The organism is Ruegeria sp. HKCCSA071, assembly GCF_017872555.1.
In the GTDB taxonomy this organism is placed as follows: domain Bacteria; phylum Pseudomonadota; class Alphaproteobacteria; order Rhodobacterales; family Rhodobacteraceae; genus Ruegeria.
Genome location: NZ_JAEDOX010000001.1, coordinates 1,524,864 through 1,548,713 on the forward strand (window position 1 = coordinate 1,524,864; position 23,850 = coordinate 1,548,713).

29 protein-coding genes are annotated in these 23,850 nt (G+C 59.5%); 13 read left to right on the forward strand and 16 right to left on the reverse strand.

Going from position 1 to position 23,850, the window contains the following annotated elements; translation table 11 throughout:
* Positions 1-10 precede the first annotated feature (10 nt).
* From I9188_RS07535 to I9188_RS07545, 3 genes are all read right to left on the reverse strand, one after another.
* Positions 11-898 carry a PhzF family phenazine biosynthesis protein gene (locus I9188_RS07535; protein ID WP_209599581.1) on the reverse strand — a complete coding sequence of 296 codons (888 nt, stop codon included), beginning with the start codon at positions 896-898 and terminating at the stop codon, positions 11-13.
* Positions 899-990: 92 nt separating this feature from the next.
* Complete coding sequence (locus I9188_RS07540; protein WP_209504776.1) at positions 991-1,215, reverse strand: DUF1150 family protein; 225 nt, start codon at positions 1,213-1,215, stop codon at positions 991-993.
* Positions 1,216-1,220: 5 nt separating this feature from the next.
* On the reverse strand, positions 1,221-1,634 hold the full coding sequence (locus tag I9188_RS07545) for an Hsp20 family protein (RefSeq protein ID WP_209504777.1): 414 nt from the start codon (positions 1,632-1,634) through the stop codon (positions 1,221-1,223).
* Positions 1,635-1,797: 163 nt separating this feature from the next.
* Between I9188_RS07545 and I9188_RS07550 the strand changes: the two genes are divergently transcribed.
* The 4 genes from I9188_RS07550 to I9188_RS07565 all read left to right on the forward strand — a co-directional run bounded on the left by I9188_RS07550 (position 1,798) and on the right by I9188_RS07565 (position 4,406).
* Positions 1,798-2,022, forward strand: a complete 225-nt coding sequence (locus tag I9188_RS07550; RefSeq protein WP_209504778.1) for a DUF465 domain-containing protein — start codon at positions 1,798-1,800, stop codon at positions 2,020-2,022.
* A 76-nt stretch (positions 2,023-2,098) separates the two neighbouring features.
* Positions 2,099-2,584, forward strand: a complete 486-nt coding sequence (gene purE / locus I9188_RS07555) for a 5-(carboxyamino)imidazole ribonucleotide mutase (protein ID WP_209504779.1) — start codon at positions 2,099-2,101, stop codon at positions 2,582-2,584.
* Positions 2,581-3,336: an NAD(P)-binding domain-containing protein gene (locus I9188_RS07560; RefSeq protein ID WP_209504780.1), complete on the forward strand. Its 756-nt coding sequence runs from the start codon at positions 2,581-2,583 to the stop codon at positions 3,334-3,336. Before purE ends, I9188_RS07560 begins: the two co-directional genes overlap by 4 nt.
* 2 nt (positions 3,337-3,338) lie before the next feature.
* The gene (locus I9188_RS07565) at positions 3,339-4,406 is read left to right on the forward strand and encodes a 5-(carboxyamino)imidazole ribonucleotide synthase (protein ID WP_209504781.1); all 1,068 of its coding nucleotides are present in this window, start codon (positions 3,339-3,341) and stop codon (positions 4,404-4,406) included.
* Between the two features lie 65 nt (positions 4,407-4,471).
* On the opposite strand, the gene I9188_RS07570 is transcribed toward I9188_RS07565, so the two are convergent.
* From I9188_RS07570 to I9188_RS07595, 6 genes are all read right to left on the reverse strand, one after another.
* Positions 4,472-5,623 carry an alpha-D-ribose 1-methylphosphonate 5-triphosphate diphosphatase gene (locus tag I9188_RS07570; RefSeq protein WP_209504782.1) on the reverse strand — a complete coding sequence of 384 codons (1,152 nt, stop codon included), beginning with the start codon at positions 5,621-5,623 and terminating at the stop codon, positions 4,472-4,474.
* Complete coding sequence (locus tag I9188_RS07575) at positions 5,620-6,393, reverse strand: alpha/beta fold hydrolase (RefSeq protein WP_209504783.1); 774 nt, start codon at positions 6,391-6,393, stop codon at positions 5,620-5,622. The genes I9188_RS07570 and I9188_RS07575 overlap by 4 nt, the downstream gene beginning before the upstream one ends.
* Before the next feature lie 29 nt (positions 6,394-6,422).
* Complete coding sequence (locus I9188_RS07580) at positions 6,423-7,274, reverse strand: DMT family transporter (protein WP_209504784.1); 852 nt, start codon at positions 7,272-7,274, stop codon at positions 6,423-6,425.
* A gap of 246 nt (positions 7,275-7,520) precedes the next feature.
* Positions 7,521-9,161 (reverse strand): chaperonin GroEL, encoded by a 1,641-nt coding sequence (groL, locus tag I9188_RS07585; protein WP_209504785.1) that lies wholly within the window; start codon positions 9,159-9,161, stop codon positions 7,521-7,523.
* Between the two features lie 53 nt (positions 9,162-9,214).
* Positions 9,215-9,502, reverse strand: a complete 288-nt coding sequence (gene groES, locus I9188_RS07590) for a co-chaperone GroES (protein WP_209504786.1) — start codon at positions 9,500-9,502, stop codon at positions 9,215-9,217.
* 152 nt (positions 9,503-9,654) lie between these two features.
* Entirely contained in the window at positions 9,655-10,329 is a 675-nt protein-coding gene (locus tag I9188_RS07595; protein WP_209504787.1) for a DUF2161 family putative PD-(D/E)XK-type phosphodiesterase, read from the reverse strand.
* Between the two features lie 109 nt (positions 10,330-10,438).
* Between I9188_RS07595 and I9188_RS07600 the strand changes: the two genes are divergently transcribed.
* From I9188_RS07600 to I9188_RS07615, 4 genes are all read left to right on the forward strand, one after another.
* The gene (locus I9188_RS07600) at positions 10,439-11,419 is read left to right on the forward strand and encodes a TraB/GumN family protein (protein WP_209504788.1); all 981 of its coding nucleotides are present in this window, start codon (positions 10,439-10,441) and stop codon (positions 11,417-11,419) included.
* A gap of 110 nt (positions 11,420-11,529) precedes the next feature.
* Positions 11,530-12,450 (forward strand): manganese-dependent inorganic pyrophosphatase, encoded by a 921-nt coding sequence (locus I9188_RS07605; RefSeq protein ID WP_209504789.1) that lies wholly within the window; start codon positions 11,530-11,532, stop codon positions 12,448-12,450.
* A gap of 191 nt (positions 12,451-12,641) precedes the next feature.
* Positions 12,642-13,517, forward strand: coding sequence for a TIGR01459 family HAD-type hydrolase (locus I9188_RS07610; protein WP_209504790.1), 876 nt, complete (start codon positions 12,642-12,644; stop codon positions 13,515-13,517).
* A gap of 101 nt (positions 13,518-13,618) precedes the next feature.
* Entirely contained in the window at positions 13,619-14,062 is a 444-nt protein-coding gene (locus tag I9188_RS07615; RefSeq protein WP_209504791.1) for a MaoC family dehydratase, read from the forward strand.
* A 77-nt stretch (positions 14,063-14,139) separates the two neighbouring features.
* Here I9188_RS07615 and I9188_RS07620 read toward each other — a convergent pair whose 3' ends face one another.
* Both I9188_RS07620 and I9188_RS07625 read right to left on the reverse strand, forming a co-directional pair.
* Positions 14,140-15,129 (reverse strand): methylenetetrahydrofolate reductase, encoded by a 990-nt coding sequence (locus I9188_RS07620; RefSeq protein ID WP_209504792.1) that lies wholly within the window; start codon positions 15,127-15,129, stop codon positions 14,140-14,142.
* Entirely contained in the window at positions 15,126-15,707 is a 582-nt protein-coding gene (locus I9188_RS07625) for a methylenetetrahydrofolate reductase C-terminal domain-containing protein (protein ID WP_209504793.1), read from the reverse strand. Before I9188_RS07625 ends, I9188_RS07620 begins: the two co-directional genes overlap by 4 nt.
* Positions 15,708-15,968: 261 nt before the next feature.
* Here I9188_RS07625 and I9188_RS07630 point away from each other — a divergent pair, with 261 nt between their 5' ends.
* Genes I9188_RS07630 through I9188_RS07640 form a run of 3 tightly spaced genes read left to right on the forward strand, consistent with a single transcriptional unit; the run spans position 15,969 to position 18,405 of the window.
* Complete coding sequence (locus tag I9188_RS07630) at positions 15,969-16,901, forward strand: bifunctional riboflavin kinase/FAD synthetase (RefSeq protein WP_209504794.1); 933 nt, start codon at positions 15,969-15,971, stop codon at positions 16,899-16,901.
* On the forward strand, positions 16,898-17,371 hold the full coding sequence (locus I9188_RS07635) for a YcgN family cysteine cluster protein (protein ID WP_209504795.1): 474 nt from the start codon (positions 16,898-16,900) through the stop codon (positions 17,369-17,371). Before I9188_RS07630 ends, I9188_RS07635 begins: the two co-directional genes overlap by 4 nt.
* The gene (locus tag I9188_RS07640; RefSeq protein ID WP_209504796.1) at positions 17,371-18,405 is read left to right on the forward strand and encodes a beta-eliminating lyase-related protein; all 1,035 of its coding nucleotides are present in this window, start codon (positions 17,371-17,373) and stop codon (positions 18,403-18,405) included. Before I9188_RS07635 ends, I9188_RS07640 begins: the two co-directional genes overlap by 1 nt.
* Here the strand turns inward: I9188_RS07640 and I9188_RS07645 are convergent.
* Positions 18,392-19,207 carry an alpha/beta hydrolase gene (locus I9188_RS07645; protein ID WP_209504935.1) on the reverse strand — a complete coding sequence of 272 codons (816 nt, stop codon included), beginning with the start codon at positions 19,205-19,207 and terminating at the stop codon, positions 18,392-18,394. The two genes, I9188_RS07640 and I9188_RS07645, sit on opposite strands and share 14 nt — an antisense overlap.
* Positions 19,208-19,221: 14 nt before the next feature.
* On the reverse strand, positions 19,222-19,824 hold the full coding sequence (locus tag I9188_RS07650; RefSeq protein ID WP_209504797.1) for a 2-hydroxychromene-2-carboxylate isomerase: 603 nt from the start codon (positions 19,822-19,824) through the stop codon (positions 19,222-19,224).
* 107 nt (positions 19,825-19,931) lie between these two features.
* On the opposite strand from I9188_RS07650, the gene I9188_RS07655 reads away from it, so the two are divergent.
* Both I9188_RS07655 and rpiB read left to right on the forward strand, forming a co-directional pair.
* Positions 19,932-20,951: a ribose-phosphate pyrophosphokinase gene (locus I9188_RS07655; RefSeq protein WP_209504798.1), complete on the forward strand. Its 1,020-nt coding sequence runs from the start codon at positions 19,932-19,934 to the stop codon at positions 20,949-20,951.
* Positions 20,952-21,056: 105 nt separating this feature from the next.
* Positions 21,057-21,506, forward strand: coding sequence for a ribose 5-phosphate isomerase B (gene rpiB / locus I9188_RS07660; RefSeq protein WP_209504799.1), 450 nt, complete (start codon positions 21,057-21,059; stop codon positions 21,504-21,506).
* Between the two features lie 28 nt (positions 21,507-21,534).
* Here the strand turns inward: rpiB and I9188_RS07665 are convergent, their stop codons facing one another.
* The 3 genes from I9188_RS07665 to atpD all read right to left on the reverse strand — a co-directional run bounded on the left by I9188_RS07665 (position 21,535) and on the right by atpD (position 23,847).
* Complete coding sequence (locus I9188_RS07665; protein ID WP_209504800.1) at positions 21,535-21,885, reverse strand: H-type lectin domain-containing protein; 351 nt, start codon at positions 21,883-21,885, stop codon at positions 21,535-21,537.
* Positions 21,886-21,999: 114 nt separating this feature from the next.
* Complete coding sequence (locus tag I9188_RS07670; protein ID WP_209504801.1) at positions 22,000-22,410, reverse strand: F0F1 ATP synthase subunit epsilon; 411 nt, start codon at positions 22,408-22,410, stop codon at positions 22,000-22,002.
* Positions 22,411-22,422: 12 nt separating this feature from the next.
* Positions 22,423-23,847 carry a F0F1 ATP synthase subunit beta gene (atpD, locus tag I9188_RS07675; protein ID WP_209504802.1) on the reverse strand — a complete coding sequence of 475 codons (1,425 nt, stop codon included), beginning with the start codon at positions 23,845-23,847 and terminating at the stop codon, positions 22,423-22,425.
* Between the last annotated feature and the right edge of the window lie 3 nt (positions 23,848-23,850).

Sequence of the window (23,850 nt, forward strand, 5' to 3'; positions counted from 1 at the left end):
GCCGGTTCGTTTATTGCGCGGTCTCTGGCAGGTCGACCTGCCCGCGCATCAGGATATGCCCCTGACCGGCCACCTTGATTCCCGTCATCGCGTCGGTGGGGCCAACGCGCGTGACAACGGCCTGGCCGGGGCGACCCATATCGTGACCCTGTTCCGCAACGAAACTGTCTTTGGTCATCAGCCCATATTTCCACAGATAAGCCGCCATGGCCCCGGTGGCAGACCCGGTAAACGGATCTTCGGGCGGGCTGGGCGGAGCCATAAGCAAGCGCGAGAACGTATCGCCCGCGTCGGTGGCCCCTTTGAGCGTCACAAGAAAGGGCTCGGCCATGTCCGAGCCGGAATACCCTGCCGTCGCAGCCACTTTGCGCAGCGCGTCCTCGGACAGGCGGGCCGCGCGCAAAGCGTCGTGATCGCGCAGAACGGTAATACAGAAGGGCAAGCCGGTTGAAACCATCCGGGGTGGCGAGATGATGGCTTCTTGCGGCAGGCTGATCGCCTTTGCCACCAGATCGGCTGGCACATGCGCACCAAATTGCGGGGCGACCTGCGTCATTTCAATCTGTTCGCCCTGCAAACCGATCGAAACGATGCCAGCGCCGGTTTCCAGCGTCAGGTTATCACCGGAGATCATGCCGCGCGACCGCGTCGCCGCTACGGTGGCAATCGTCGGATGACCGGCAAAGGGAATTTCACGACTGGCCAGAAAATAACGGACGCGGATGTCGGCCACGTCGGACGGGCCGGTGAATGTGCATTCGACCAGAGAGGTTTCGCGCACATAGGCCATGCAGACCTCGGCCGACAGACCCGCGCCGCCATGGACCACGGCACAACCGTTGCCGCCAAATGCACTATTGGTGAAGGCGTCTACCCAGTCGAATTCAAACCAGCTCATGCAGTCGGCTCCGTTACAGGTTAATAGCGGCAGTTTCGCCGATGCGCGTGTGCTGCGGGGAACGTTTCAGCCCAGCCGGGCTAAGGGGCCGTTCAGTGAACGGCCACAGGTGAAAGGTCGTGCTGACGGGCCAGAACGAAGGCCAGCTTGCGGTCGGCCACAAGTGCCAGTTGCTGCCCATCGGAATCGTGCACGGCATAAAGGTGATCCAGATCACCTGCCTGATCGCGCAGATCACGCGGCAGATCGGCAACGTCGACTGTTTTCACATAGACGATACGATCGCCTTCGGTGTTGATTTCAATCGGTGTATTCATTGCTCTTACCCCTTCCGTATGTTGATTGTCTGAACCACGGTTTCCGGCATAGCGCGGGTCAGATCCACATGCAGCAGACCGTTTTCCATGATCGCCTCGCCCACCTCGACCCCGTCGGCCAGCACGAACATGCGCTGAAACTGACGCGCCGCGATGCCACGGTGCAGGAAGATGCGCCCCTCGCTGTCGTCGCGCTGACGGCCCCGGATCACCAGTTGGCGATCCTCGATTATGATCGACAGATCCTCTTCGGCGAACCCAGCCACCGCAAGGGTGATGCGGTAGGAAAAGTCCGAGGTCTGTTCGATGTTATAGGGAGGGTATCCTTCATTACCGGCCTTTGCAGACCGTTCCAGAAGGCGTTCCAGCTGCTCGAACCCCAAAAGATGCGGGTATGAGCCAAGAGTAAGTTTCGACACGTATTTTCGTCCTTTATTGTCAAAGCGACGTGGTGCGCGGTCCCGTTCCGGCAACCGCTTGTTATAGAATATGGGAAGAAACCAGGATGTCCACAAGGTCTGGCGCGATAACGTCTGACACACTATCTTGTTGGGCAAGCACCACAACAAGCCCGAGTCGCCAATGAACGCGCCCACCGACCTTTCGATGAAAACCGATGAAGTTCTGCGGGTTGAATTGGAGGTTTTCCGCCGCCAGCACCGCGACCTTGATGAGGCGATCGAGGCGTTGCATGAAAAAGGAACGGCTGATCAGTTGACCCTTCGGCGCCTGAAAAAGGAAAAACTGCGCCTGAAAGACTTCATCCGCCTGATAGAAGACCGCCTGACCCCCGATATCATTGCCTGAACGCCCTGTACCGCATTGCCACAAAAGCGGATTTGGCTATAGTGCGCGCTCTTTCTGAGCGCGGGGACATAAGCGGATGAGCGATGTGACAGTGGGGATCATCATGGGCAGCCAGTCGGACTGGCCCACGATGAAGGAAGCCGCAGATATTCTGGATGAACTGGGCATCGCTTATGAGGCGCGTATCGTTTCGGCCCATCGCACCCCGGACCGGTTGTGGGACTATGGCAAGACCGCCGTGTCACGCGGGTTGCAGGTGATCATCGCGGGCGCTGGCGGAGCGGCACATCTGCCGGGCATGATGGCCTCGAAAACACGCGTACCGGTGATTGGCGTGCCTGTGCAGACGCGGGCCCTGTCGGGGGTGGATTCGCTGTACTCCATTGTGCAGATGCCCAAAGGCTTTCCGGTGGCGACCATGGCAATCGGGTCGGCTGGCGGGGCCAATGCGGGCCTGATGGCCGCGGGCATTCTGGCCTTGCAGGATGAGGCCCTGGCCGCGCGGCTGGATGCCTGGCGCGAGGCCTTGTCCGCCTCGATCCCCGAGGAACCGCAGGGATGAGCCGGATCGGGTTTATCGGTACCGGGCATATCGCCGCGCCGATTGCGCGGCTGATGGCCGTCAAAGGGCATGAGATCAGCGTGACAGAACGCAACGCCGAGGTCTCGGCCGCCCTGAAGGCCGAACTGGGCGTTGCCGTTTCGCCACCGCAGGCGGTGATTGACGCCTCGGACATCGTGTTTCTGTGTCTGCGCCCGCATATCGCGGCCGAGGTTCTGGCCCCCCTGACCTTTCGCGCCGATCAGCAGGTCGTGTCAGTTATGGCGGCCGTTTCCGCCGAGGATCTGGCCAAGCTTTGCGCCCCAGCCTCGGATTTCGTGCAGACCATCCCGCTGGGGTTCTTGCAGTCCGGTGGCTGCCCGATGGCGGCGTTCGGCAAAGACCGCTTGCTGGCCGAGCTGTTTGAGCCGGAAAACTCCGTGGTCAAGGTTGCGGATGAGATGGCGCTGAACGCGCATTTTGCCATTTGCGCCATGGTTCCCGGCATTCTGGATCTGATGGCCACCGGAGCCGAATGGCTGGGTGACGTGACCGGCGATGCGGACGGGGCCGAGTTCTATACCACGCAGTTGATGGCGGGTTTTCTCGCCGCGATGGAGAAAGGCACAGCCGGGCGGTTGGCACAGGAGCGCGACGCTTTGGCGACGGAAGGTACTTTGAGCCTGCAGATGACGGGCACCCTGATCGAACAAGGCGCGCATGAGGCGCTGAGAGCGGCGCTTGGCGCAATTGGAAAACGTTTGGAGAATTGACGATGGCGGACATGCTCGCCCAAGGTGCGGTGATCGGGATTCTGGGTGGCGGCCAGCTGGGCCGGATGCTGTCGGTGGCGGCCTCTCGGCTGGGGTTTGTCAGCCACATCTACGAGCCGGGCGCAAACCCGCCTGCCGGGCAGGTTGCGGATCGGGTAACGACAGCGGCCTATGACGATGTCGACGCCCTGACGGCTTTTGCGGATGCGGTGGACGTCATCACCTATGAGTTCGAGAACATCCCGACCGAGGCGCTGGATATTCTGGAAGCCCATCGCCCCATTCGTCCCGGGCGTGAGGCACTGAGGGTCAGTCAGGACCGTCTGACCGAGAAGACGTTTTTGCAGGGGCTTGGCCTGAAAACGGCCCCGTTTGCAGATATCACCGATCTGGATAGCCTGACTGCGGCCATCGAAGAAATCGGCACGCCTGCGATCCTGAAGACCCGCCGCTTTGGTTATGACGGCAAAGGGCAGGCCAGATTGCGCAACCCCGGGGATACCGAGGCCGCGCTGGCCGATATGGCTGGTGCGCCTGCTCTTCTGGAGGGGTTCGTTGATTTCTCGCACGAAGTTTCGATCATTGCAGCGCGCGCGCTGGACGGTCAGGTGGCCTGTTTCGATCCGGGTGAGAATGTACACCGCGACGGTATCCTGCACACCACCACCATCCCTGCCCGACTGTCCCCCGCCCAGCGCACCGATGCCATCCTGCTGGCGGCCAATATCCTGAACGCTCTGGAATATGTCGGTGTCATGGGGGTTGAGCTGTTCGTGACACCCGGCGGACTGATCGTGAACGAGATCGCGCCGCGCGTGCATAACTCGGGCCACTGGACGCAGAACGGCTGCGCCGTGGATCAGTTCGAACAGCACATCCGCGCGGTGGCGGGTTGGCCGTTGGGCGACGGGCAGCGCCACTCGGATGTGGTGATGGAGAACCTGATCGGCGACGATATGGACCGCGTGCCTGAGCTGGCGCGCGAACGGGACATCGCGCTGCATCTTTACGGCAAGGCCGAGGTCAAGGCCGGTCGCAAGATGGGACATTTCAACCGGATCAAGCGGTAGAATATCGCGCTACGGCGCGATGCCTTCGGCGAGAGTATTTGGAAAAAGGTGAAGCTGGCCTGGTTTTAACCCACAAAGCGGGTTGCGATATCCCCAGACATATAGCTGACGCGCCCGCCCGCCAATGTCGCGGCGACCCGGTGAGTAGTTGCTTCAAGGATTACCAGATCGGCGCGTTTGCCCGCGGCAAGCGTGCCCCGGTCCGGCAAGTCCAGCACCCGCGCGGGGCCGGACGAGATCAGCTCCCAGGCACCGGCCAGATCCAGCAGCCCGGTTTTGGCCAGCATCAGCGCCGCGCGGCGTGGACTGGGATAATGGTAATCCGAGGCCAGGGCATCACAGAGCCCCATGGCGATCAGCTCTACCGCGCTGGCGTTGCCCTTATGCGAGCCACCGCGGACCACATTGGGCGAACCGAGAATGACGTAATCCCCGGCAGCGCGCGCCGCCTCGGCGGCTTCAAGCGTTTCGGGGAACTCGGCAATGCGCACCCCTTGGCGACGCCACCAAGCGCGCGCCTCGGCAGTTGCGTCATCGTGGCTGCCCAGACGCACGCCCATGTCCGCAAGGTCCGAACAGAGCGCTTCTAGCGCCGCCGGAACCTCAGCCTTGCGGGCGTGCATGTCGAGCAGCATCGCAAAATGCGCCTCAGGGTTGCGCCCGGCCTTCAATGCCTGCCCGGTCAGGCGCGGTGGTTTCTTGCCCTGCGCCAAACGATCATGCGGCAGGTGATCATTGAAGACCACGTATGGCACCTGCCAGTCGGCGATGCGACGGGCCAGCCCGTCGTAATCCGCGATCATATTGGTCTCGAACCGCAATTGCGGGATCAGATCGGTGACCGTGCTGCCCTTGACCGCTGCGATGGCCGTAAACACCTGCGCGGCAAAGTCCGGGCCGCGCACGCCGCCTTCCCAGCTGTAAAACTGTGCCAGCACGGCTGTGGTAATGCCGTTGGCAGCCAGTTCAGCCTCGACCGACAGAATGCCCTCGTTCATCTGCTTCATCGCGCCGCGACGTGGGGCGATATGGCGTTCGAACCCATCGCCGTGCAAATCGACAATGCCAGGAAGAACAAGATACCCGGTCAGATCAATCCGCCGCCCGGCCACGTTGTTCTGAACCACCCCATCCGCAATAGAGAGGTCTGCGTGTAACAGTCCTTCACCCGGCAACAGAACCTCTGCACCGGTCAATGTCAGTTCCAATGCGGTCATTCTGATGGCTCCGCCCCCGGTTCCGAGCAGTTTTGCCCGATACAGATCTCGTCTATTACGTCCATCACACCGTCCAGCCAAGTGATCTGCGGATCAAACCGGCCAAACTCAATGAAGTGCAGCACCTGCGCCATGACCTGCGGGTTGTTCATCATGAAGGTGTGTGTCACCGGCAAGACAAGATGATCGGCCATGCCTTCGACCTTGGTGGACTCGACCGACACCTTGCCATCGTCAGGACCGTCGATCAGAGACGAAAACACAAGGTTCAGGGACTGGTCACCTGCGATAACACCCAGTTCGAAATCCACAGGCGGCAGGCGGCTGGGAATTCCATCCGGGCCCGTGCCCAGTTGCAGTCCGGCCGGGCCGTTCAGGTATCCGAACACCTCCCATGCGCTGAGTTCATCGACCAGCTGGCTACCCTGATTGGGTGGCCCCAGCATGACGACACGGCCCATGTTTTCAGGGCTGTGGTCCTGCAACCAGTATCGCAACAGGATGCCGCCCATGGAATGCGCGACAACATTGACGGTATCAGTGCCGCAGGCTGCAAACGCTTGCGGGATGGTTTGTTCGGCCAGTTCGGGGATACCGATTTCGGTCGAAGGGTAACCGGGGCGCACCACGGAATAGCCATTCGCTTTGAACAGTTGTTCCATCACGCTGAACGACGCCTCGGTCCGGGCAAGACCGTGCAGCAGGACAACGCATTTCGCGTTGGCCACGGCGGGAAATAGACAACAAAGCAGGGCGATCAGAATTCTCATACCCGCCAGATAAAGCCTGTGCACCTGCGTTAAAAGCCCTTCCCGCGTTGACGTCGCAGGACAGCCAGCGCGATACCGCCCAAAACCAGTGCCGCACCAACAAGCAGCCGCACACCCGCGCTTTCCCCCAACAGCACCACGCCGCCCGCAATCGCGATCACCGGCACGCTGAGCTGAACGACTGCCGCCGTCGAAGGTGCCAGCCGGGGCAGGACGCGATACCACAAGGCGTATCCCAGACCAGATGTTACGCCACCCGAAAGGACCGCGAGGAGATAGCCCATTCCGGTCATGTGCCACTCTGCCCCTGTGGCCATCAGGGCCAGCGCGGTTACCGGCAGCGCGACGATGAAATTCGCTGCCGTGCCTTGCAATGCGTCAGGCTCGGACCGCCCGGCCAGTGAATAGGCTGCCCAGCCGATCCCGGCTGCAATCATCAAAACGGTTCCGGTCGGATCGGCCCGCACTGTTCCTGTGGGCCACAGGACACAGGCCAGACCACCCAGTGCAATCGCTGCCCCGGCCAACTGTCGCCGGGTGGGTTTGGCTCCGGTAAGGGCGGTGGCGGCGAACATGGTGATCTGCACAACGGCAAACAGGATAAGCGCGCCCAGCCCCGCATCCAACGTCAGATAGGCAATGGAAAACCCGATCATATACAGGGAAAGCGACCCGGCCCCGATAAACCGCCTGCGGTTGCGCAGGGGCAAATGTCCACTGCGCAGCAGCACCAGTGCGGCCAGAACCAGCGCCCCCGTCAGAACCCGGATAATGGCAAACCCCGCGGGATCACTGGACCCGCTGTCGATAGCCAGCCGGTTCAAAATGGAGTTCGCCGCAAAGGCGCACATGGTCAGGGCGGTCAGAAGGAACAGTCGCATTTCAACCACATACCGACTTGGCGGCGGGTTGGACACTCACAATTCGGGCACACGCGGCCCAGCCTTCACCTTTTCCAAAATACTCCCGCCGGAGGCATGGCCGTATTGCGGCTATCAGGAACGAAACGAGGCCGCCAAAAGGCGACCCCGTCCATGAGCACTTTGGTTTCCCCTCTCGACAGCTTGACCTTGCAGCCAAACGCCTGTCAGGGGTCGTCAGAATTCGCTTAGGCGAATTTGACGTGCTTACATCATGCCGCCCATGCCGCCCATGTCGGGCATGCCGCCACCAGCAGGCGCATCTTTTTGCGGCTTGTCTGCAACCATCGCTTCGGTGGTGACCAGCAGGCCGGCAACAGATGCCGCGTCTTCCAGAGCAGTACGGACAACTTTGGCCGGGTCGATCACGCCGAACGAGAACATGTCGCCATATTCTTCGGTCTGAGCGTTGAAACCAAAGGACGGATCCGAAGATTCGCGCACTTTGCCTGCAACAACCGCACCGTCAACGCCTGCGTTTTCAGCGATCTGGCGCAGCGGCGCTTCGATGGCTTTACGCACGATGTTGATGCCTGCGTCCTGATCAGCGTTTGCGCCTTTCAGCGATTCCAGTGCTTTACCGGCCTGAACCAGAGCAACACCACCGCCTACTACGACGCCTTCCTGAACGGCTGCGCGTGTTGCGTTCAGAGCATCGTCCACACGGTCCTTACGCTCTTTCACTTCAACTTCGGTCATGCCGCCGACGCGGATAACAGCAACACCGCCTGCCAGTTTGGCAACGCGTTCCTGCAGTTTTTCACGGTCGTAATCCGACGAGGTTTCTTCGATCTGGGTGCGGATCTGAGCAACACGTGCTTCGATCTCGGCTTTCTCGCCAGCACCGTCGACGATAGTGGTTTCGTCTTTGGTGATTTCGATTTTCTTGGCGGTGCCCAGCATGTCCATGGTGACATTCTCAAGCTTCATGCCCAGATCTTCGCTGATCACCTGACCACCGGTCAGGATTGCGATGTCTTGCAGCATGGCTTTGCGGCGGTCGCCGAAGCCCGGTGCCTTGACAGCAGCAATTTTCAGGCCGCCGCGCAGTTTGTTGACAACCAGAGTTGCCAGCGCTTCGCCTTCAACGTCTTCTGCAATGATCAGCAGCGGCTTTTGCGACTGGATCACCTGCTCGAGCAGCGGAACCATCGGCTGCAGCGAGGACAGTTTCTTTTCGTGCAGCAGGATCATGCAGTCGTCGAGCTCGGCCACCATCTTGTCTGCGTTGGTGACGAAGTAAGGCGACAGGTAGCCGCGGTCGAACTGCATACCTTCAACAACATCGGTCTCGGTTTCCAGACCTTTGTTTTCTTCGACGGTGATGACGCCTTCGTTGCCAACCTTCTGCATCGCGTCTGCGATTTGCTGGCCGATTTCAGCTTCACCATTGGCCGAGATGGTGCCAACCTGAGCAACTTCTGCCGAGTCTTTGACTTCACGCGAAGCAGCACGGATGCCTTCGACGACTTTGGCTGTTGCCAGGTCGATGCCGCGCTTCAGGTCCATCGGGTTCAGGCCCGCTGCAACCTGCTTCAGGCCTTCTTTTACGATGGCCTGCGCCAGAACGGTCGCGGTGGTGGTGCCATCACCGGCTTCGTCATTGGTGCGGCTGGCGACTTCTTTCACCATCTGCGCGCCCATGTTTTCGAACTTGTCTTCCAGTTCGATTTCCTTGGCAACCGAAACACCGTCTTTGGTGATGCGCGGTGCGCCGAAGGATTTGTCCAGCACCACGTTGCGGCCTTTGGGGCCCAGGGTCACTTTGACAGCATCCGCCAGAATGTTGACGCCTTTCAGCATCTTGTTGCGGGCATCGGTGTCGAACTTGACGTCCTTTGCAGCCATGTCGTTTCTCCTTGAGAAAATGTGTTGAGTGGAAGATCAGAGAAAGCGCGGGCTTACTCGATGATCCCCATGATGTCGCTTTCTTTCATCATCAGCAGCTCTTCGCCGTCGACCTGGACCTCGGTGCCCGACCATTTGCCGAACAGGATCTTGTCGCCAGCCTTGACCGCCATTGCGATCAGCTCGCCGCTGTCCTTGCGCGCGCCTTCGCCGGTTGCGACGACTTGGCCTTCGCTGGGCTTTTCTTTTGCGCTGTCAGGAATGATCAGTCCGCCTGCGGTTTTTTCATCGCTTTCGGTACGGCGAACCAGCACACGGTCATGAAGCGGTTTCAATGCCATCTTTGCAGCTCCTTGGGCTCAAAGTTTTGTTTATCCTCCCCTCGCCGTTTGACGAGGCGTTAGCACTCGGTGTGTGTGAGTGATAACGACGCATAGCTAGGGAGTCTAAAACGCCGAGTCAACAAGGTGTTTGGGATTTTTTTGAGAACGGCCTAGTCGGACTGTTCCCAGCTGTAGGCCCAGTGTTTCAAGCCATCTGTTCCGTCAGACGTAAGAGCGTAGACACCTTTTTCAACCTTCTCGAACCACCCATAGTGATTTTCCCGCATCAACCGGGTGGCAACCGGGACACCCACCGATCTGGCGACTTCGGCCCCTTTGGCCGGGCCGTGTTCGGCCAGAAAGGCGGCGCATTTCAGCGCATCCTGACGGTAGGCCGTCACGATCCCATGGCGTGTTGCGCCCCCGGAATTGGGGTCGCCCTCCAGCCGATCGAACTCGCGCAGCAGCCGCGCTGCCCTGGCCTTGTCCTTGCGCGGCGCATAGGGGCCCGGATCGCATTGCACCTCGACCGTGCCATCGGCGCGTACGGTGATCAGACCCAGACCAAGCCTGCGGCACAGCGCCAGATTGTCCCTGAGCGCCCGCCGGGCCGTGCGCCCGGTGGGTTTGCTGACCCCGATATAGACCTGATCCGTGAGTTTCAGGCGGGTAATCGCCTGATGGAACAGGGACAGCGTGAACCTGAGCTTGAGCTCGACAATCACAGGCGGCTCGTCTTCGCGCATGGCGACGATATCGGCTGCGCCCACTTCTCCTTTGACGGTGTATCCCTGACGCTCCAAAAGCGCCTTGATCGGGGGATAGAGGTCCTGCTCGCGGTTCATGGGCTTATGCTACGCAGATTGTTGAGGAATACCAGACGGGTTGCTTGAACATAGGTCGCAGGCATGGCTATGTCTGGAACACCTTGATGACACAACACCGGATGGGTTCATGCGCCTGCTGACATTTCTTGCTTTTCTACTGGCCCCGATCACGGCTGCTGCTGCGTGCGATGGTCAGGACCTGCGCCCACTGCTGTCAGATGACGCGCGAGCCGAGTTGCAACGCGCCGTGGCGGACATCCCCTTTCCGGAAGGCAACCACTGGATTGCGCGCAAGGATGATACGGTTCTGCACATCATTGGCACCCTGCACACGTATGACGAACGCATGGAAAAGGTGGTTGAACGCCTGTCTCCGGACCTGAGCAAGGCTGACGCATTCTATTTCGAAGTCACCCAGACTGACATGGATGCTTTCGAAAAGAATCTGGCCAATAATCTCAGCGCCATAATGATCACATCCGGGCCGACCCTGATTGACCTGATGGGAGATGAAGACTGGGCCGCATTCTCGACCGCGTTGAACCAGCGCGGCATTCCCGGCTGGATGGCAGCCAAAATGCGACCGTGGTTCTTGACCATGATGCTGAGCATCCCGCCCTGCATGATGGAAGATCCGAACGGGACCTACGGTATGGACGCCCGCCTGAATGATCTGGCCGCAGAAAACGGCATTCCGCAATACTCGCTGGAACGTATCGACGACCTGATCGCCATGTTCGACAGCCACCCGCTGGAACAGCAGGTCGAGTCACTGGTGCGCCTGTCCGGGGCGATGATGGGAAGCAACGATCAACTTGCCACCATGGCCAACGGCTATCTGGAAGAAAAGCACGCCGAGATCATACAATTCGCCCGCCTGCAGGGGTTCGAGGAATCCGGGCTGAGCCGGGACGTCTTCGATGAGGAATGGAACGGGTTCGAGCAGCAGATGCTGGTCCAGCGGAATGCCTTGTGGATGGAGCATATTCTGGCCATCACGGATCAGACGGCGGTGATCGCGGTCGGCGCAGGTCATCTGAGTGACGATCACGGTTTGCTGAACCAGCTGGAGCAGGCCGGATACTCGCTGACACGCGCCGCATTCTAGCCCGGTTCAGCGGTTTTCAGACCAAGCGTCGCAGACGGGCTGCTGTGGCGTGACAAGGGCGTTTGTCCGCCCTATAAGGCGCGCAAATTTCCATTCCGCAGGACGCTGACATGACAACGCTCGTATTTGGTCACAAATCCCCCGACACCGATTCCACAGGCTCGCCGATCCTGTGGTCGTGGTACCTCAACGAAATCAAAGGCGTGCAGGCCGAGCCCGTGCTGTTGGGCGAGCCCAACACCGAAGCGGCGTTTATGCTGGACAACTGGGATCTGCCCAAGCCACGTATCCTGAACGATCTGGCCGCGGACACTCCGGTGGTCATCGTCGACACCAACAACCCCGCCGAACTGCCCGCCAATGTCAATGACGCGGACATTCGCGCCATCATCGACCACCACAAGCTGGTCGGTGGTCTGGAAACCAAAGGCCCGATCGACATCACCGTGCGCCCGCTGGCCTGCACGGCCACCATCATGGTCGACCTGATAGGCGACGATGCCGCCAAGATGCCCGACGCCATCAAAGGCGCGGCACTGACCTGCATCCTGTCGGACACACTGGAATTCCGCTCGCCCACCACAACGCCCCATGACCGCGAGGTCGCTGAGCGGCTGGCGGCCGAGCTGGAGTTGGATATCTCGGCTTACGCGGCAGATATGTTTGCGGCGAAATCGGATGTCTCGTCCTTCTCGGATGCCGAACTGATCCGCATGGACAGTAAGGAATACGAGGTCGATGGCACCAAATTCCGCGTCTCGGTTCTGGAAACCACTGCGCCGGGCGTCATTCTGGACCGCAAGGCAAGTCTGGCCGGTTCGATGGTGGATGTCGCCAAGGAAGACGGTGTCGATCAGGTGCTGCTGTTCGTCGTCGATATCCTGAACGAGGAAGCCACCCTGCTTGTGCCCAACGATCTGGTCAAAACCGTTGCCGAGAAAAGCTTTGGCGCATCCGTCGATGGCGACGCTGTGGTTCTGCCGGGCATCATGAGCCGTAAAAAGCAGATCATTCCGAACCTGAAGGTCTGAAGAAACACGCGGGGTCTGTCGTTCTGAACAAAACGGGCCTCGAGTTCCTGGTCTTCAAACTGCGCCTTCGGCATTGCGCTTAAGCAGACCTATACCCGACAGACGAAATACAGGCTGGCCACCGATCGATTGGTGGCCAATCCCTTGCCAATCGGTCATAAGGCTCGTGCAGTTTCAGCTTGAGGCCACATATGACCCAGATCGTTCACGCGCTGTCCGAAATCTCTGCCCGCTACAAAGCGTTGTTTGTCGATCTGTGGGGGTGCGTTCACAACGGGATCACGGCCTATCCCGAAGCTGTCGCAGCCCTTCAAGCCTATCGCGCGGACGGGGGGCTTGTCGTGCTAGTCACGAACTCGCCCAAACCCCGCGCGGGTGTGGCCGAGCAACTGATGCAGTTCAATGTTCCCGCAGATGCCTATGACACCATTGCCACCAGCGGCGATTCCGCGCGGTCGGCGATGTTCCGTGGCGCTGTCGGGCACAAGGTTTACTTCATGGGAGAATGGCAGCGCGATGCAGGCTTTTTCGAGCCACTGAAACTGCTGCACCACCCGATCCATATCGAACGCGTCCCGCTGAGAGAGGCCGAGGGGATCGTCTGCTGTGGTCCCTTTGATCCGATGGCTGACCCGGACGTGAACCGCCCCGATTTCCTCTATGCCAAGCAGATGGGCATGAAGCTGCTATGCGCAAACCCCGATATTGTTGTCGATCGCGGCGAGGTGCGCGAATGGTGTGCCGGCGCTTTGGCCAAGCTCTATACCGAGATGGGCGGCGAGAGCCTGTATTTCGGCAAGCCGCACCCGCCGATCTACGATCTGGCGCGCCGCAGGTTGCAGGAACTGGGACATGATATCCCGGACAGCGACATTCTGGTGATCGGCGACGGCCCCCATACGGACATTCTGGGGGGCATGGGTGAAGGCATTGATTCCCTGTTCATTTCGGGCGGGCTGGCGGCGGCTGAGACAAAAACGTCGCACCATCCGGATCACGAATCCCTAACGGCTTATATCGAAAGGGAAAAGATCAACCCGACCTACACAATCGGTCGATTGAGATAGCAAGAAAAGACTTGATTTTCTGCAACTGCGAAGTAATAAAGTTGCCAACCTAGGCCGGATAGTGGTTTTTTCTTTCTCGGTCGATTTCGAGTGAGGGCAACATGTTGGACAATCTTCCACGCGGAACGATCTGTATCGAAGACATCGAAATGGGCATGTCCCGCCACCTGCGTAAAGTGGTGACGGACGAAGATATCGAGATGTTCGCGCAGGTCTCGACAGACCGGAACCCGGTGCATCTGGATGATGATTATGCCCGCGATACAATCTTCGAAGGGCGCATCGCACACGGAATGCTGACAGCTGGGCTGATCTCGGCGGTAATTGGCGAACAACTGCCGGGCCATGGCACGGTCTATATGGGGCAGTCACTGAAGTTCCTGGCCCCCGTGCGCCCCGGTGACATGGTTTATGCCGAGGTCAAAGTCATCGACATCGACTTTTCCAAGCGCCGCGTCAAACTGGATTGTCATTGCTCTGTCGAGGGTAAGAAGGTTCTGATCGGCGAAGCCATGGTACTGGCCCCGTCGCGCAAGTTCGACTGATCGGCGAACACATCCATGCAAAAGGCGCCCGACCGGCGCCTTTTTTGTTTGGACGCTATTTTTTTTGCCTGTGATTTTCAGGAAGAGCGGGCGCGTTTTCGCCCTTTCAACGCACCGGATTCCAGAATGATCTCTGACACCACGTGTTCGCGCCTGTAAGCCATCACATGAACACCGGACACCCCCGCGATATCGCGGATCTGCTGGATCAGTTCGATACAGATCTTCTTGCCCTCGTCAGCTGGCTTTTCGGCTTTCTCCATTCGCTCGATGACCTGATCGGGGATGTGAATGCCGGGAACATTGCTGCGCATCCAGCGTGCCGCACGCGCTGACGCGATGGGGCCAACACCCGCGATGATGAACACTTTCTTGTCCAGTCCCGCATCCCGCACCCGCGCCATGAATTTCTCGAACAGCGGAATGTCGTAGATGTAATTGGTCTGAATATACTCGGCCCCGGCCTCAACCTTCTTTGCCAGACGGTCAGGTCGCCAGTCATAAGGCGGTATGCAGGGGTTTTCGGCAGCACCAAGGAACAGTTGCGGCGGGCGCGTGATCTTACGACCAGAAAGGAACATTCCCTGATCGCGCATCGTACGGATCGTCCGCAACAGAGTCAGGGAATCGAAATCGAATACCGGTTTTGCCCCTGGCTGATCCCCGACGCCGACGCCGTCGCCGGTCAGGCACAGCACGTTACTGACGCCCAACGCCGCGGCCCCAAGAACATCGCCCTGAATGGCAATCCGGTTCCGGTCGCGGCAGGAAATCTGATAGACCGGAGAATAGCCCGCGCGCGTCAGCAAGGCACAAATCCCAATCGAGGACATATGGCAGTTCGCGCCCGAAGCATCGGTTGCATTGATCGCGTCAGCCACTTCGCCAAGCGGTTGGGCCGCCTGAAAAACATCCTCTGGGTCGGCACTGTCGGGTGGGTTCAACTCGGCAGTGACTGCGAAACGGCCTGAACGGAGTACCTTTTCCAACCGGCTGTGCGACACATATCCTTGAGGAACCGGAACATAGCCAATCGGCTCCACCTCGTTGCGATGGGTATCACTCATTTCTTCAGTTCCCGGTTGATCGCGTTGAGTGGTTCGGCGGCCAGTGGTGCCGCAGAGGGTTCATTCTCGCGCGCTTCGGGGAATGCCTCGGCCAGCGCCAATCGGGCAGCATCCCGGGTCTCGCGCTCGTGTGCAGCAATTTCGCGACTGACCCGCAACCAGGATGACGAGCCTTTCAACGTGTGCTCCACCGGCGGAAGAACTTCTTTTATCTTGTCGGCTCCGTCCCGCATACGGCTGGCTCCGTTCCAGGCCAGGGCCCAGACGCATTTCATATCCGGCTTCACCTCACAGAACTCGCCGGGACGTACGCCGCCACATGGGCCATTGCGCAATTGCTTTGGGCAGTTCATCGGGCAGGACATTCCGGTGGATGACAACACGCATTGCCCGCACATCTTGCAATCGAACAACAGGGTTTTAACGCCCTTCTCAACCAGTGCAATGGGGCGTTCGACGCGGTTATATCCGATCTTTGCAAATAGCGGGTCCATCGCGACCATGCCGCGTTCGACACATTTATAGATCCACTCGAAAGTGCGGGCATGACGAATCGCGAACAGTCGCATTCGGTACATGGGTCTGCCTCCTGTGCTGGGTTCGTTCGAACCTGGCCGGGCTTTGATCCGGCTCGCTGTAAATCCAGAGAACCGGATTTTCAGTCTAAACCCGGAATTTTTTTTGAATCAAGCGGTTGGAGACGCCTGGTCTGAAATACTTGGATTGGCCTCGTCCATTTCCCGGCCAACTGAAATGTTCAGAGCTCAATCACAGGATCGCATTCTTTGAATTCAAACTGCCGCTTGAACAAATTGACTCGCGCCGCTACGCAATCGTCTATGCACATCATCCGGGATATCCAGTTCGTCCAGCCAGAAGATCGCGGCGCCAGCGTGGCAATCGGGAATTTCGACGGCGTTCATTTGGGGCATCAGTCGGTCATTGAACTGGCCCGAAAGGCTGCGCCGGAGGCGCCGCTGGGTGTGTTGACCTTCGAGCCGCATCCGCGGGAGTATTTTGCGCCGGACACGCCTCCGTTCCGCCTGATGCGGGGTAATGCGCGGGCGCACCGGCTGGAAAAGCTGGGCGTAGAGAAGCTGTATGAACTGCCGTTCAACGCGGCGCTGGCCGGTCTTTCGCCAATGGAGTTTGCGCGCAACGTGATCTGTGACGGGCTGGGCCTGTCGCATGTCGTCGTGGGTGCCGATTTCTGCTTTGGCAAGGGCCGCAGCGGCACAGCGCAGGATCTGGTGAAGTTCGGGCGGGACATGGGGTTCGACGTGACGATTGCGCCTTTGATGGAACGGTCGGAAAACGTGGTGTCCTCAACCGCCATTCGCACCGCGCTGAGCGACGGCCGACCACGGGACGCAGCCGCGATGCTGGGACACTGGCACCGGATCGAAGGCGAAGTGATCGGGGGCGAACAGCGCGGGCGCGAGTTGGGCTTTCCCACCGCGAACATGTCCATCGAAGGGCTGCACCCGCCAAAGTTCGGTGTCTACGCCGTATTGGTGGATGTGTTGGATGGGCCGCATAAAGGCAGCTATCACGGTGCGGCCTCGATCGGGGTGCGTCCGATGTTTAACGGTCAGGTGCCCAATATCGAGACCTTCCTGTTCGACTTTTCGGGCGATCTGTACGGGGCGACCCTATCGGTGGGTCTGATCGACTTTCTGCGCCCCGAGATGACATTTGACGGGCTGGAGAGTCTGATCACGCAGATGGATGCCGACTGCGAACAGGCCCGCGGTGTTCTGACCGCCCTATGAGTGTTGATCCGATTGAACGCACGGGCCTGCCTGCCCGGTTTTGGGAACGCAAGCCCCTGCGCCAAATGAACCAGCGCGAGTGGGAGGCGTTGTGTGATGGCTGCGGCAAATGCTGCCTAAACAAGCTGGAAGATGAAGACACGGGCGAGGTTGCCCTGACCTGCGTCGCGTGCCGCTTGTTGGATGATGAAAGCTGCCGCTGCGTACAATACGACATCCGGCATCAATTCGTGCCGGAATGCATCGTCATGACCCCCGACAATATCGACGAACATGCCTATTGGTTGCCACAAACCTGCGCGTATCGGTTGTTGTGGGAAGGCAAACCGCTTTACGACTGGCACCCGTTGATATCTGGTACAGCGGACAGTGTGCACGCTGCCGGGGTCTCGGTTCAGGGACGCACGGTGTCTGAATTCGAAACGCCCATGGAAGAGTGGGAAGATTACATAATCGAGGAGCCAAGCTGATGCATTTCGCGTCTGACAATTCCGGGCCGGTTCATCCGCAGGTCATGGCCAGGCTGGCCCAGGTCAATCAGGGCTATCAGATGGCCTATGGCGCGGATACGCTGATGAACGAGGTGCGCGACCGTATCCGCAGCATATTCGAGGCTCCGGGTGCTGCGGTCTATCTGGTGGCGACGGGGACAGCAGCGAATTCGCTGGCCCTTGCAACATTGTCAAAGCCCTGGGAAACGGTCTTCTGTTCCCCTGTCGCACATATCCACGAGGATGAATGCAACGCGCCGGAATTTTACAGCGGCGCCAAGCTGACCCTGGTTCCGGGCGGAGACAAGATGACCCCTGAGGCGCTGCGCGGGTCAATTCTGGGCGAAGAAACACGCGGCGTACATGGGCCGCAGCGCGGTCCCGTGTCGATCACACAAGTAACCGAGCGCGGATCGGTTTATTCGCTGGCAGAGTTGCAGGCCCTGTGCGGGGTCGCCAAGACGTACGGCCTGCCCGTGCATCTGGACGGTGCGCGCTTTACCAACGCGTTGGTTGTGCTGAACTGTTCCCCGGCGGATATGACGTGGAAAGCAGGTGTGGATGCTGTCAGTTTTGGCGGCACCAAGAATGGTCTGATGGGTGTCGAGACGGTGGTGTTCTTTGATGAAAGCAAAGCCTGGGAGTTTGAGTTGCGGCGCAAACGCGGGGCGCATCTGTTTTCCAAGCACCGCTATCTGTCCGCTCAGATGGCCGCCTATCTGGAAGACGACCTGTGGCTGAAGATGGCACGTCAGGCCAATGACAATTGCGCCCGCTTGGCCGAGGGGTTGCGCGCCAAGGGGGCCGCATTTTTGCACGAACCGCAGGCCAATATGATCTTTGCCTCATTCCCACGCGCGAAGCACAAGCAACTGCATGAGGCCGGCGCGGTTTATCACCTTTGGGGGGCAGAGCTGGACGGCGAGGATGAAAACGAAAACCTCGCGTGCAGGCTGGTTTGCGACTGGTCCATCGGAGCGGCGGAGGTCGATCAGTTTCTCAATCTGCTTTAACGCCTATCGGGGCGTTGGCCTGCCAGAACGCCCGCAGCAAAGCGCCGGTTTCATCAGGGTGTGAAATCGGCAGCATGTGCCCTGCGCCGTTGATGCGTTCATGGCGCGCATCAGACAGGCGCCGTTGCAGCCCTGCGCAAATCGCGTGGATCACCGGCGGCGTCTCAGACCCGCTCAGCAGCAGGGTCGGCATCGATGCACGCCGGAGCCGATCCGGGTCAAGCAAACCTGCCTGATCGTCATAGAGCACAGGCTGCACAGCCGGAACCGCGTCGACCCCACGCACCATATTTGCCCGCGTGCGTTCGGGCAGATCAGGCCATTTGGGGCTGATCTTCGTGCTCCACGCCCTGTTGAACAGGCGCGCGGCCAAAACCTTGTCACCAGACCCGAAGGCCGCGTTGACCGGCTCGGAGTCCCGTTCGTGCTGTTCGAACAACAGCGGCGCATCCTGTTTTGCAACTGCAAAAAACACGGGTTCGATCAGGATCAGGCTGCGCACGCGGTCGGGATGTTCGATCGCCAGCCTAAGCGCGATCATGGCCCCAAAGGAATGCCCGATTACATCCATGGGTTCGGTCAATTCAGCCAAGGCGGGTTTGGTCACTGCGTCAAAGAAATCACCCTGCCCGTCCCAATCCGGGCTGCGCCCATGCGACATCATATCCGGGGCAATAAAGGACGCACAGCCATCCAGCGCACTGGCCAAACCGGACCAGGCACCGGAATGTGCGATCGTGCAATGGAGGGCGAGCAGTTTCCGCTCCCCCTCGCCCAAGTGCCTGACGAAAACCGATTGCATCGCGGCCCTGACCGTCACCCGTTCATCTCGGCCAGATGCTGGTCCAGATCATCCAGCCTGTCCTGACCCCAGAACCGCTGGTCGTCGGGTGTGATATAGAACGGTGCGCCGAAGACACCCCGGTCCACGGCTTCCTCGAGGTTGGCGGCATAGGTTTCTGCCCCAACCAGCAAGCCGCTGTCTGCCAGACCGGGATCAAACCCGGCTTGCGTCAGACATTCGCGGATGACATCGTCCTGTGCGATATCCTTTTCCTCGGCCCAGCAGGCGCGAAGGAAGGAATGACACAGCTTACCCACATCGCCCGAACCGTCCTTGATCGCGGCAATAACCGCATAAGATGACGGGGCCATGTTGGTCGGCCAGTGCGCCGGTTTCAGATTGAACTCCATCCCCAGATTCTTCGATTGGCGCAGCAACTCCTGTGCGCGGTATTCGATACGAGAGATATGCCGGTCTTTCGGAGGGGTTCCCCCGGTGCGCGCGAACAGGGCGATAATGTCTAGCGGTTTATAGTTGATCGTCGCGCCGTGTTTCGCCGCGATTTCTTCCAGCCGCATCCCCGCCAGATAGGAATAGGGTGAGAGTGTCGCAAAAAAGTAGTCAATCTGGGTCATGTGCACTTTCTCCGCTGCGTTACCTTTGCGGGACGGTAAGGCCATGCTAAGCGGTGTCAACATCACGATTCTGTCACATTGCCATTGCTGCCCGGGGACCTCAGCCGATGCCGACACTTCACGAACCCAAGCTTATCGCTGGGAACGCCAACCTTCCGCTTGCCCAAGCCATCGCACGCCGCATGAGCCTGTACCGAGGCGTTGATCAGGGTCTGGTCGATGCGCGTGTCGAGCGGTTCAACGACGGTGAGATCTTCGTCGAAGTGTTCGAGAATGTGCGCGGCGAGGATATGTTCATTATCCAGCCAACCTCGAACCCGGCCAATGACAACCTGATGGAGCTGCTGATCATCGCAGATGCCCTGCGCCGGTCTTCCGCGCAGCGGATCACTGCCGTGATCCCGTATTTCGGGTACGCCCGTCAGGACCGTCGAACCAAGGCCCGCACGCCCATCAGCGCCAAGCTGGTCGCCAACATGCTGACCGGGGCCGGGATCGAACGGATCCTGACAATGGACCTGCACGCGGCCCAGATTCAGGGCTTTTTCGACATGCCCGTGGACAACCTTTATGCCTCGCCCATCTTTGCGCTGGATGTGAAGCATCAGTTCAAGGGAAATCTGGATGAAATCATGGTCGTTTCACCCGACGTGGGCGGCGTGGCCCGCGCGCGTGAACTGGCCAAGCGGATCAACGCCCCTCTGTCGATCGTGGACAAGCGCCGCGAGAAAGCTGGCGAAGTGGCCGAGATGACCGTGATCGGGGATGTGAAGGACAAGATCTGTCTGATCGTGGACGACATGTGCGACACCGCCGGAACGCTGTGCAAGGCGGCGCAGGTGCTGCTGGATAACGGTGCGAAAGAGGTTCATTCCTACATCACGCACGGCGTCATGAGCGGCCCTGCGGTGGAACGGGTGACAAATTCAGTAATGAAGTCGCTGGTGCTGACCGACACCATCCAGCCGACCAAAGAGATTTTGGGCGCCAAGAACATCCGCATTGTTCCGACCGCGCCTATCTTTACGCAGGCGATCCTGAACATCTGGAACGGAACCAGCGTGTCATCCCTGTTCGAAGACAAGACGCTGACACCGATCTACGAATCCATGTACCAGATGGATTGAGTTTGGACGGGGCGACAGGATGTGTCGTCCCTTTCTTTTTGCACCACCGATTGCGCACAAGCCCGACCCATGTGCGCAATCAGCGATACAAGTGGACCGATCTCCATGACTGGCAACAAACGCATTGTTCTTTCCAGCGACCACGCGGCAATCGAGCTGCGTCAGGCTGTGGCCAACCACATCACGCAGCAAGGCTGGGACGTGGTCGATATCGGCCCGACGACCCCTGAAAGCACCCATTACCCCAAACACGGCAAGGCCGCGGCACTGGCCGTGGCTTCGGGGGATTGCGGATTGGGCATTATCCTCTGCGGCACGGGTCAGGGCATCATGATGGCCGCAAACAAGGTGCCCGGCATTCGCTGCGGCGTCTGTTCGGATGCGTTTTCTGCACGAATGATCCGCCAGCACAACAATGCCAACATGCTGTCGATTGGCGCGCGCGTTGTCGGCGAAGGTCAGGCGCTGGATATTGTGGATGCTTTTCTGGGTGCCGAATTCGAAGGTGGCCGCCACGCCACACGGGTCGATATGATCGAAGCGCAGGACGACTGAGCCCTGTGCCTGTCCTGTAAGCCCCGGATCAGGAAATGTTCCAGTCGTCCGGGTGTGCCACCTCTCCAAACGCAGTCCAGCTGATCCGGATGCGGGCAATCCGCGTGTCGGACCATGTCCGAAACACCGCTTCAAACCCTTCCGAGGTGATGTTTTCTGCCTGAACCTCGGCGCGCAGGGCTGATGATGTGTCGACATCCCAAAGGGAAATCCCGATCTGGACCATGGGCGGGCTAAGAAACGTGTCCTTGAATTGGATGGGTTTCCGACGTTCTCGGGGGCCTTCACCAGTCCACATGTCCCCGCCTTCGGCAAATTCCGAAAACAGAACACTTTCACCCTGATCGATGCCAATGGGATGGGTCAGAAATTTTTTCATGTTTTCATCATTATACTTGAATTTCCGCAACTTACCCCGGCTTTTTGGCAAAAGCACGACAAAAAAACGGCCCCGCGATCGCGAGGCCGTTCCAGTTTTTCAGTGTTAAGCCAATTACAGGCTCATATGCGTCCCAAGCGCTTCCATGTCGGCCAGCAGCTTGGCGGCTTCGTCGACGATCGACATATCGTCGCCGCCTTTTGCCGCTTCGTGCGAGGCGCGCGCCTCGGCAATCAGCTCGTCCATATGCGAACGGGTGATTTCCGAAACCGGAACCGCCTTTTCGGCCAGAACCGACAGGCTGTCGCCGTTGATCTGGGCAAACCCGCCGGTGACCAGGTATTCGCTGGACCCTTCGGGTGCCTCAACCTTCAGAAGACCGGGGCGCAGCGTTGTGATGGTGGGGGCATGATCGGGCATCGCCGTCATGTCCCCGTCCGCGCCGGGAATCTGAACCGCGGTGACCTCGAGCGAAGCAAGGCTCCGCTCGGGGCTGACGAGGTCGAAATGCATCGTGTTTGCCATCAGGGATACTCCTTAGGCGGCTGCTGCTGCCATTTTCTCGGCTTTGGCGATCACTTCGTCGATGCCGCCAACCATCAGGAAGGCTGCCTCGGGCAGGTGATCGTATTCGCCAGCCACAACGGCCTTGAACGACGAGATGGTGACATCCAGAGGAACCTGAACACCCGGCGAGCCGGTGAAGACCTCGGCCACGTCGAACGGCTGCGACAGGAAGCGTTCGATCTTACGGGCACGGGCCACGGTCAGCTTGTCCTCTTCCGACAGTTCGTCCATGCCGAGGATGGCGATGATGTCCTGCAGCGACTTGTAGCGCTGGAGGATCTGCTGAACGTCGGTCGCAACCTTGTAATGTTCTTCGCCGACGATGGCCGGGTCGAGCAGGCGCGAGGTCGAGTCGAGCGGGTCAACCGCAGGGTAGATACCCTTTTCCGAGATCGCACGGTTGAGAACGGTGGTCGCGTCGAGGTGCGCAAACGAGGTTGCCGGCGCGGGGTCGGTCAAGTCGTCCGCAGGCACGTAGATCGCCTGCACCGAAGTGATCGATCCGGCCTTTGTCGAGGTGATGCGTTCCTGCAGGGCGCCCATGTCGGTGGCCAGTGTCGGCTGGTAGCCCACAGCGGACGGGATACGACCCAGCAGAGCCGAAACCTCGGAACCCGCCTGCGTGAAGCGGAAGATGTTGTCGACGAAGAACAGAACGTCGGTACCGGACTGGTCGCGGAACTGCTCGGCCAGGGTCAGACCGGTCAGAGCAACACGCGCACGCGCACCCGGAGGCTCGTTCATCTGACCGTAAACCAGGGCCACCTGGCTTTCCGACAGGTTGTCCGGCTTGATCACGTTCGATTCGATCATCTCGTGGTAGAGGTCGTTACCTTCACGGGTCCGTTCACCAACACCCGCAAACACCGAGAAGCCCGAGTGCACTTTTGCGATGTTGTTGATCAGTTCCATGATCAGAACGGTTTTGCCAACGCCCGCGCCGCCGAACAGGCCGATCTTACCGCCTTTGGCATAAGGGGCCAGCAGGTCAACCACCTTGATGCCGGTAACCAGTACTTCGGACTCGGTCGACTGTTCGGCAAAGGTCGGTGCGGGCTGGTGGATCGCGCGCGCTTCGGTCGCCTCAACCGGACCTTTTTCGTCGATCGGCTCGCCGACCACGTTCAGGATGCGGCCCAGAGTAGCATTGCCGACCGGCACCGAGATCGGTGCGCCGGTGTCGGTGACCACTTCACCACGGACCAGACCTTCGGTCGCGTCCATCGCGATGGTGCGGACAGTGTTTTCACCCAGATGCTGAGCAACTTCCAACACCAGGCGCTTGCCGTTGTTGGTGGTTTCCAGCGCGTTCAGAATTTCAGGCAGCTGATCTTCGAAGTGCACGTCGACGACGGCCCCGATGATCTGTGTGACTTTGCCTTTTGCATTCGCCATGTT

What these genes read in the sequence shown, in the direction of transcription:
- I9188_RS07535 (WP_209599581.1), bottom strand. Translation starts at nt 898, where the DNA reads ATGAGCTGGTTTGAATTCGACTGGGTAGACGCCTTCACCAATAGTGCA.
- I9188_RS07540 (WP_209504776.1), bottom strand. Translation starts at nt 1,215, where the DNA reads ATGAATACACCGATTGAAATCAACACCGAAGGCGATCGTATCGTCTAT.
- I9188_RS07550 (WP_209504778.1), top strand. Translation starts at nt 1,798, where the DNA reads ATGAACGCGCCCACCGACCTTTCGATGAAAACCGATGAAGTTCTGCGG.
- purE (WP_209504779.1), top strand. Translation starts at nt 2,099, where the DNA reads ATGAGCGATGTGACAGTGGGGATCATCATGGGCAGCCAGTCGGACTGG.
- I9188_RS07560 (WP_209504780.1), top strand. Translation starts at nt 2,581, where the DNA reads ATGAGCCGGATCGGGTTTATCGGTACCGGGCATATCGCCGCGCCGATT.
- I9188_RS07565 (WP_209504781.1), top strand. Translation starts at nt 3,339, where the DNA reads ATGGCGGACATGCTCGCCCAAGGTGCGGTGATCGGGATTCTGGGTGGC.
- I9188_RS07570 (WP_209504782.1), bottom strand. Translation starts at nt 5,623, where the DNA reads ATGACCGCATTGGAACTGACATTGACCGGTGCAGAGGTTCTGTTGCCG.
- I9188_RS07575 (WP_209504783.1), bottom strand. Translation starts at nt 6,393, where the DNA reads ATGAGAATTCTGATCGCCCTGCTTTGTTGTCTATTTCCCGCCGTGGCC.
- I9188_RS07580 (WP_209504784.1), bottom strand. Translation starts at nt 7,274, where the DNA reads ATGCGACTGTTCCTTCTGACCGCCCTGACCATGTGCGCCTTTGCGGCG.
- groL (WP_209504785.1), bottom strand. Translation starts at nt 9,161, where the DNA reads ATGGCTGCAAAGGACGTCAAGTTCGACACCGATGCCCGCAACAAGATG.
- groES (WP_209504786.1), bottom strand. Translation starts at nt 9,502, where the DNA reads ATGGCATTGAAACCGCTTCATGACCGTGTGCTGGTTCGCCGTACCGAA.
- I9188_RS07595 (WP_209504787.1), bottom strand. Translation starts at nt 10,329, where the DNA reads ATGAACCGCGAGCAGGACCTCTATCCCCCGATCAAGGCGCTTTTGGAG.
- I9188_RS07600 (WP_209504788.1), top strand. Translation starts at nt 10,439, where the DNA reads ATGCGCCTGCTGACATTTCTTGCTTTTCTACTGGCCCCGATCACGGCT.
- I9188_RS07605 (WP_209504789.1), top strand. Translation starts at nt 11,530, where the DNA reads ATGACAACGCTCGTATTTGGTCACAAATCCCCCGACACCGATTCCACA.
- I9188_RS07610 (WP_209504790.1), top strand. Translation starts at nt 12,642, where the DNA reads ATGACCCAGATCGTTCACGCGCTGTCCGAAATCTCTGCCCGCTACAAA.
- I9188_RS07615 (WP_209504791.1), top strand. Translation starts at nt 13,619, where the DNA reads ATGTTGGACAATCTTCCACGCGGAACGATCTGTATCGAAGACATCGAA.
- I9188_RS07620 (WP_209504792.1), bottom strand. Translation starts at nt 15,129, where the DNA reads ATGAGTGATACCCATCGCAACGAGGTGGAGCCGATTGGCTATGTTCCG.
- I9188_RS07625 (WP_209504793.1), bottom strand. Translation starts at nt 15,707, where the DNA reads ATGTACCGAATGCGACTGTTCGCGATTCGTCATGCCCGCACTTTCGAG.
- I9188_RS07630 (WP_209504794.1), top strand. Translation starts at nt 15,969, where the DNA reads ATGCACATCATCCGGGATATCCAGTTCGTCCAGCCAGAAGATCGCGGC.
- I9188_RS07635 (WP_209504795.1), top strand. Translation starts at nt 16,898, where the DNA reads ATGAGTGTTGATCCGATTGAACGCACGGGCCTGCCTGCCCGGTTTTGG.
- I9188_RS07640 (WP_209504796.1), top strand. Translation starts at nt 17,371, where the DNA reads ATGCATTTCGCGTCTGACAATTCCGGGCCGGTTCATCCGCAGGTCATG.
- I9188_RS07645 (WP_209504935.1), bottom strand. Translation starts at nt 19,207, where the DNA reads ATGCAATCGGTTTTCGTCAGGCACTTGGGCGAGGGGGAGCGGAAACTG.
- I9188_RS07650 (WP_209504797.1), bottom strand. Translation starts at nt 19,824, where the DNA reads ATGACCCAGATTGACTACTTTTTTGCGACACTCTCACCCTATTCCTAT.
- I9188_RS07655 (WP_209504798.1), top strand. Translation starts at nt 19,932, where the DNA reads ATGCCGACACTTCACGAACCCAAGCTTATCGCTGGGAACGCCAACCTT.
- rpiB (WP_209504799.1), top strand. Translation starts at nt 21,057, where the DNA reads ATGACTGGCAACAAACGCATTGTTCTTTCCAGCGACCACGCGGCAATC.
- I9188_RS07665 (WP_209504800.1), bottom strand. Translation starts at nt 21,885, where the DNA reads ATGAAAAAATTTCTGACCCATCCCATTGGCATCGATCAGGGTGAAAGT.
- I9188_RS07670 (WP_209504801.1), bottom strand. Translation starts at nt 22,410, where the DNA reads ATGGCAAACACGATGCATTTCGACCTCGTCAGCCCCGAGCGGAGCCTT.
- atpD (WP_209504802.1), bottom strand. Translation starts at nt 23,847, where the DNA reads ATGGCGAATGCAAAAGGCAAAGTCACACAGATCATCGGGGCCGTCGTC.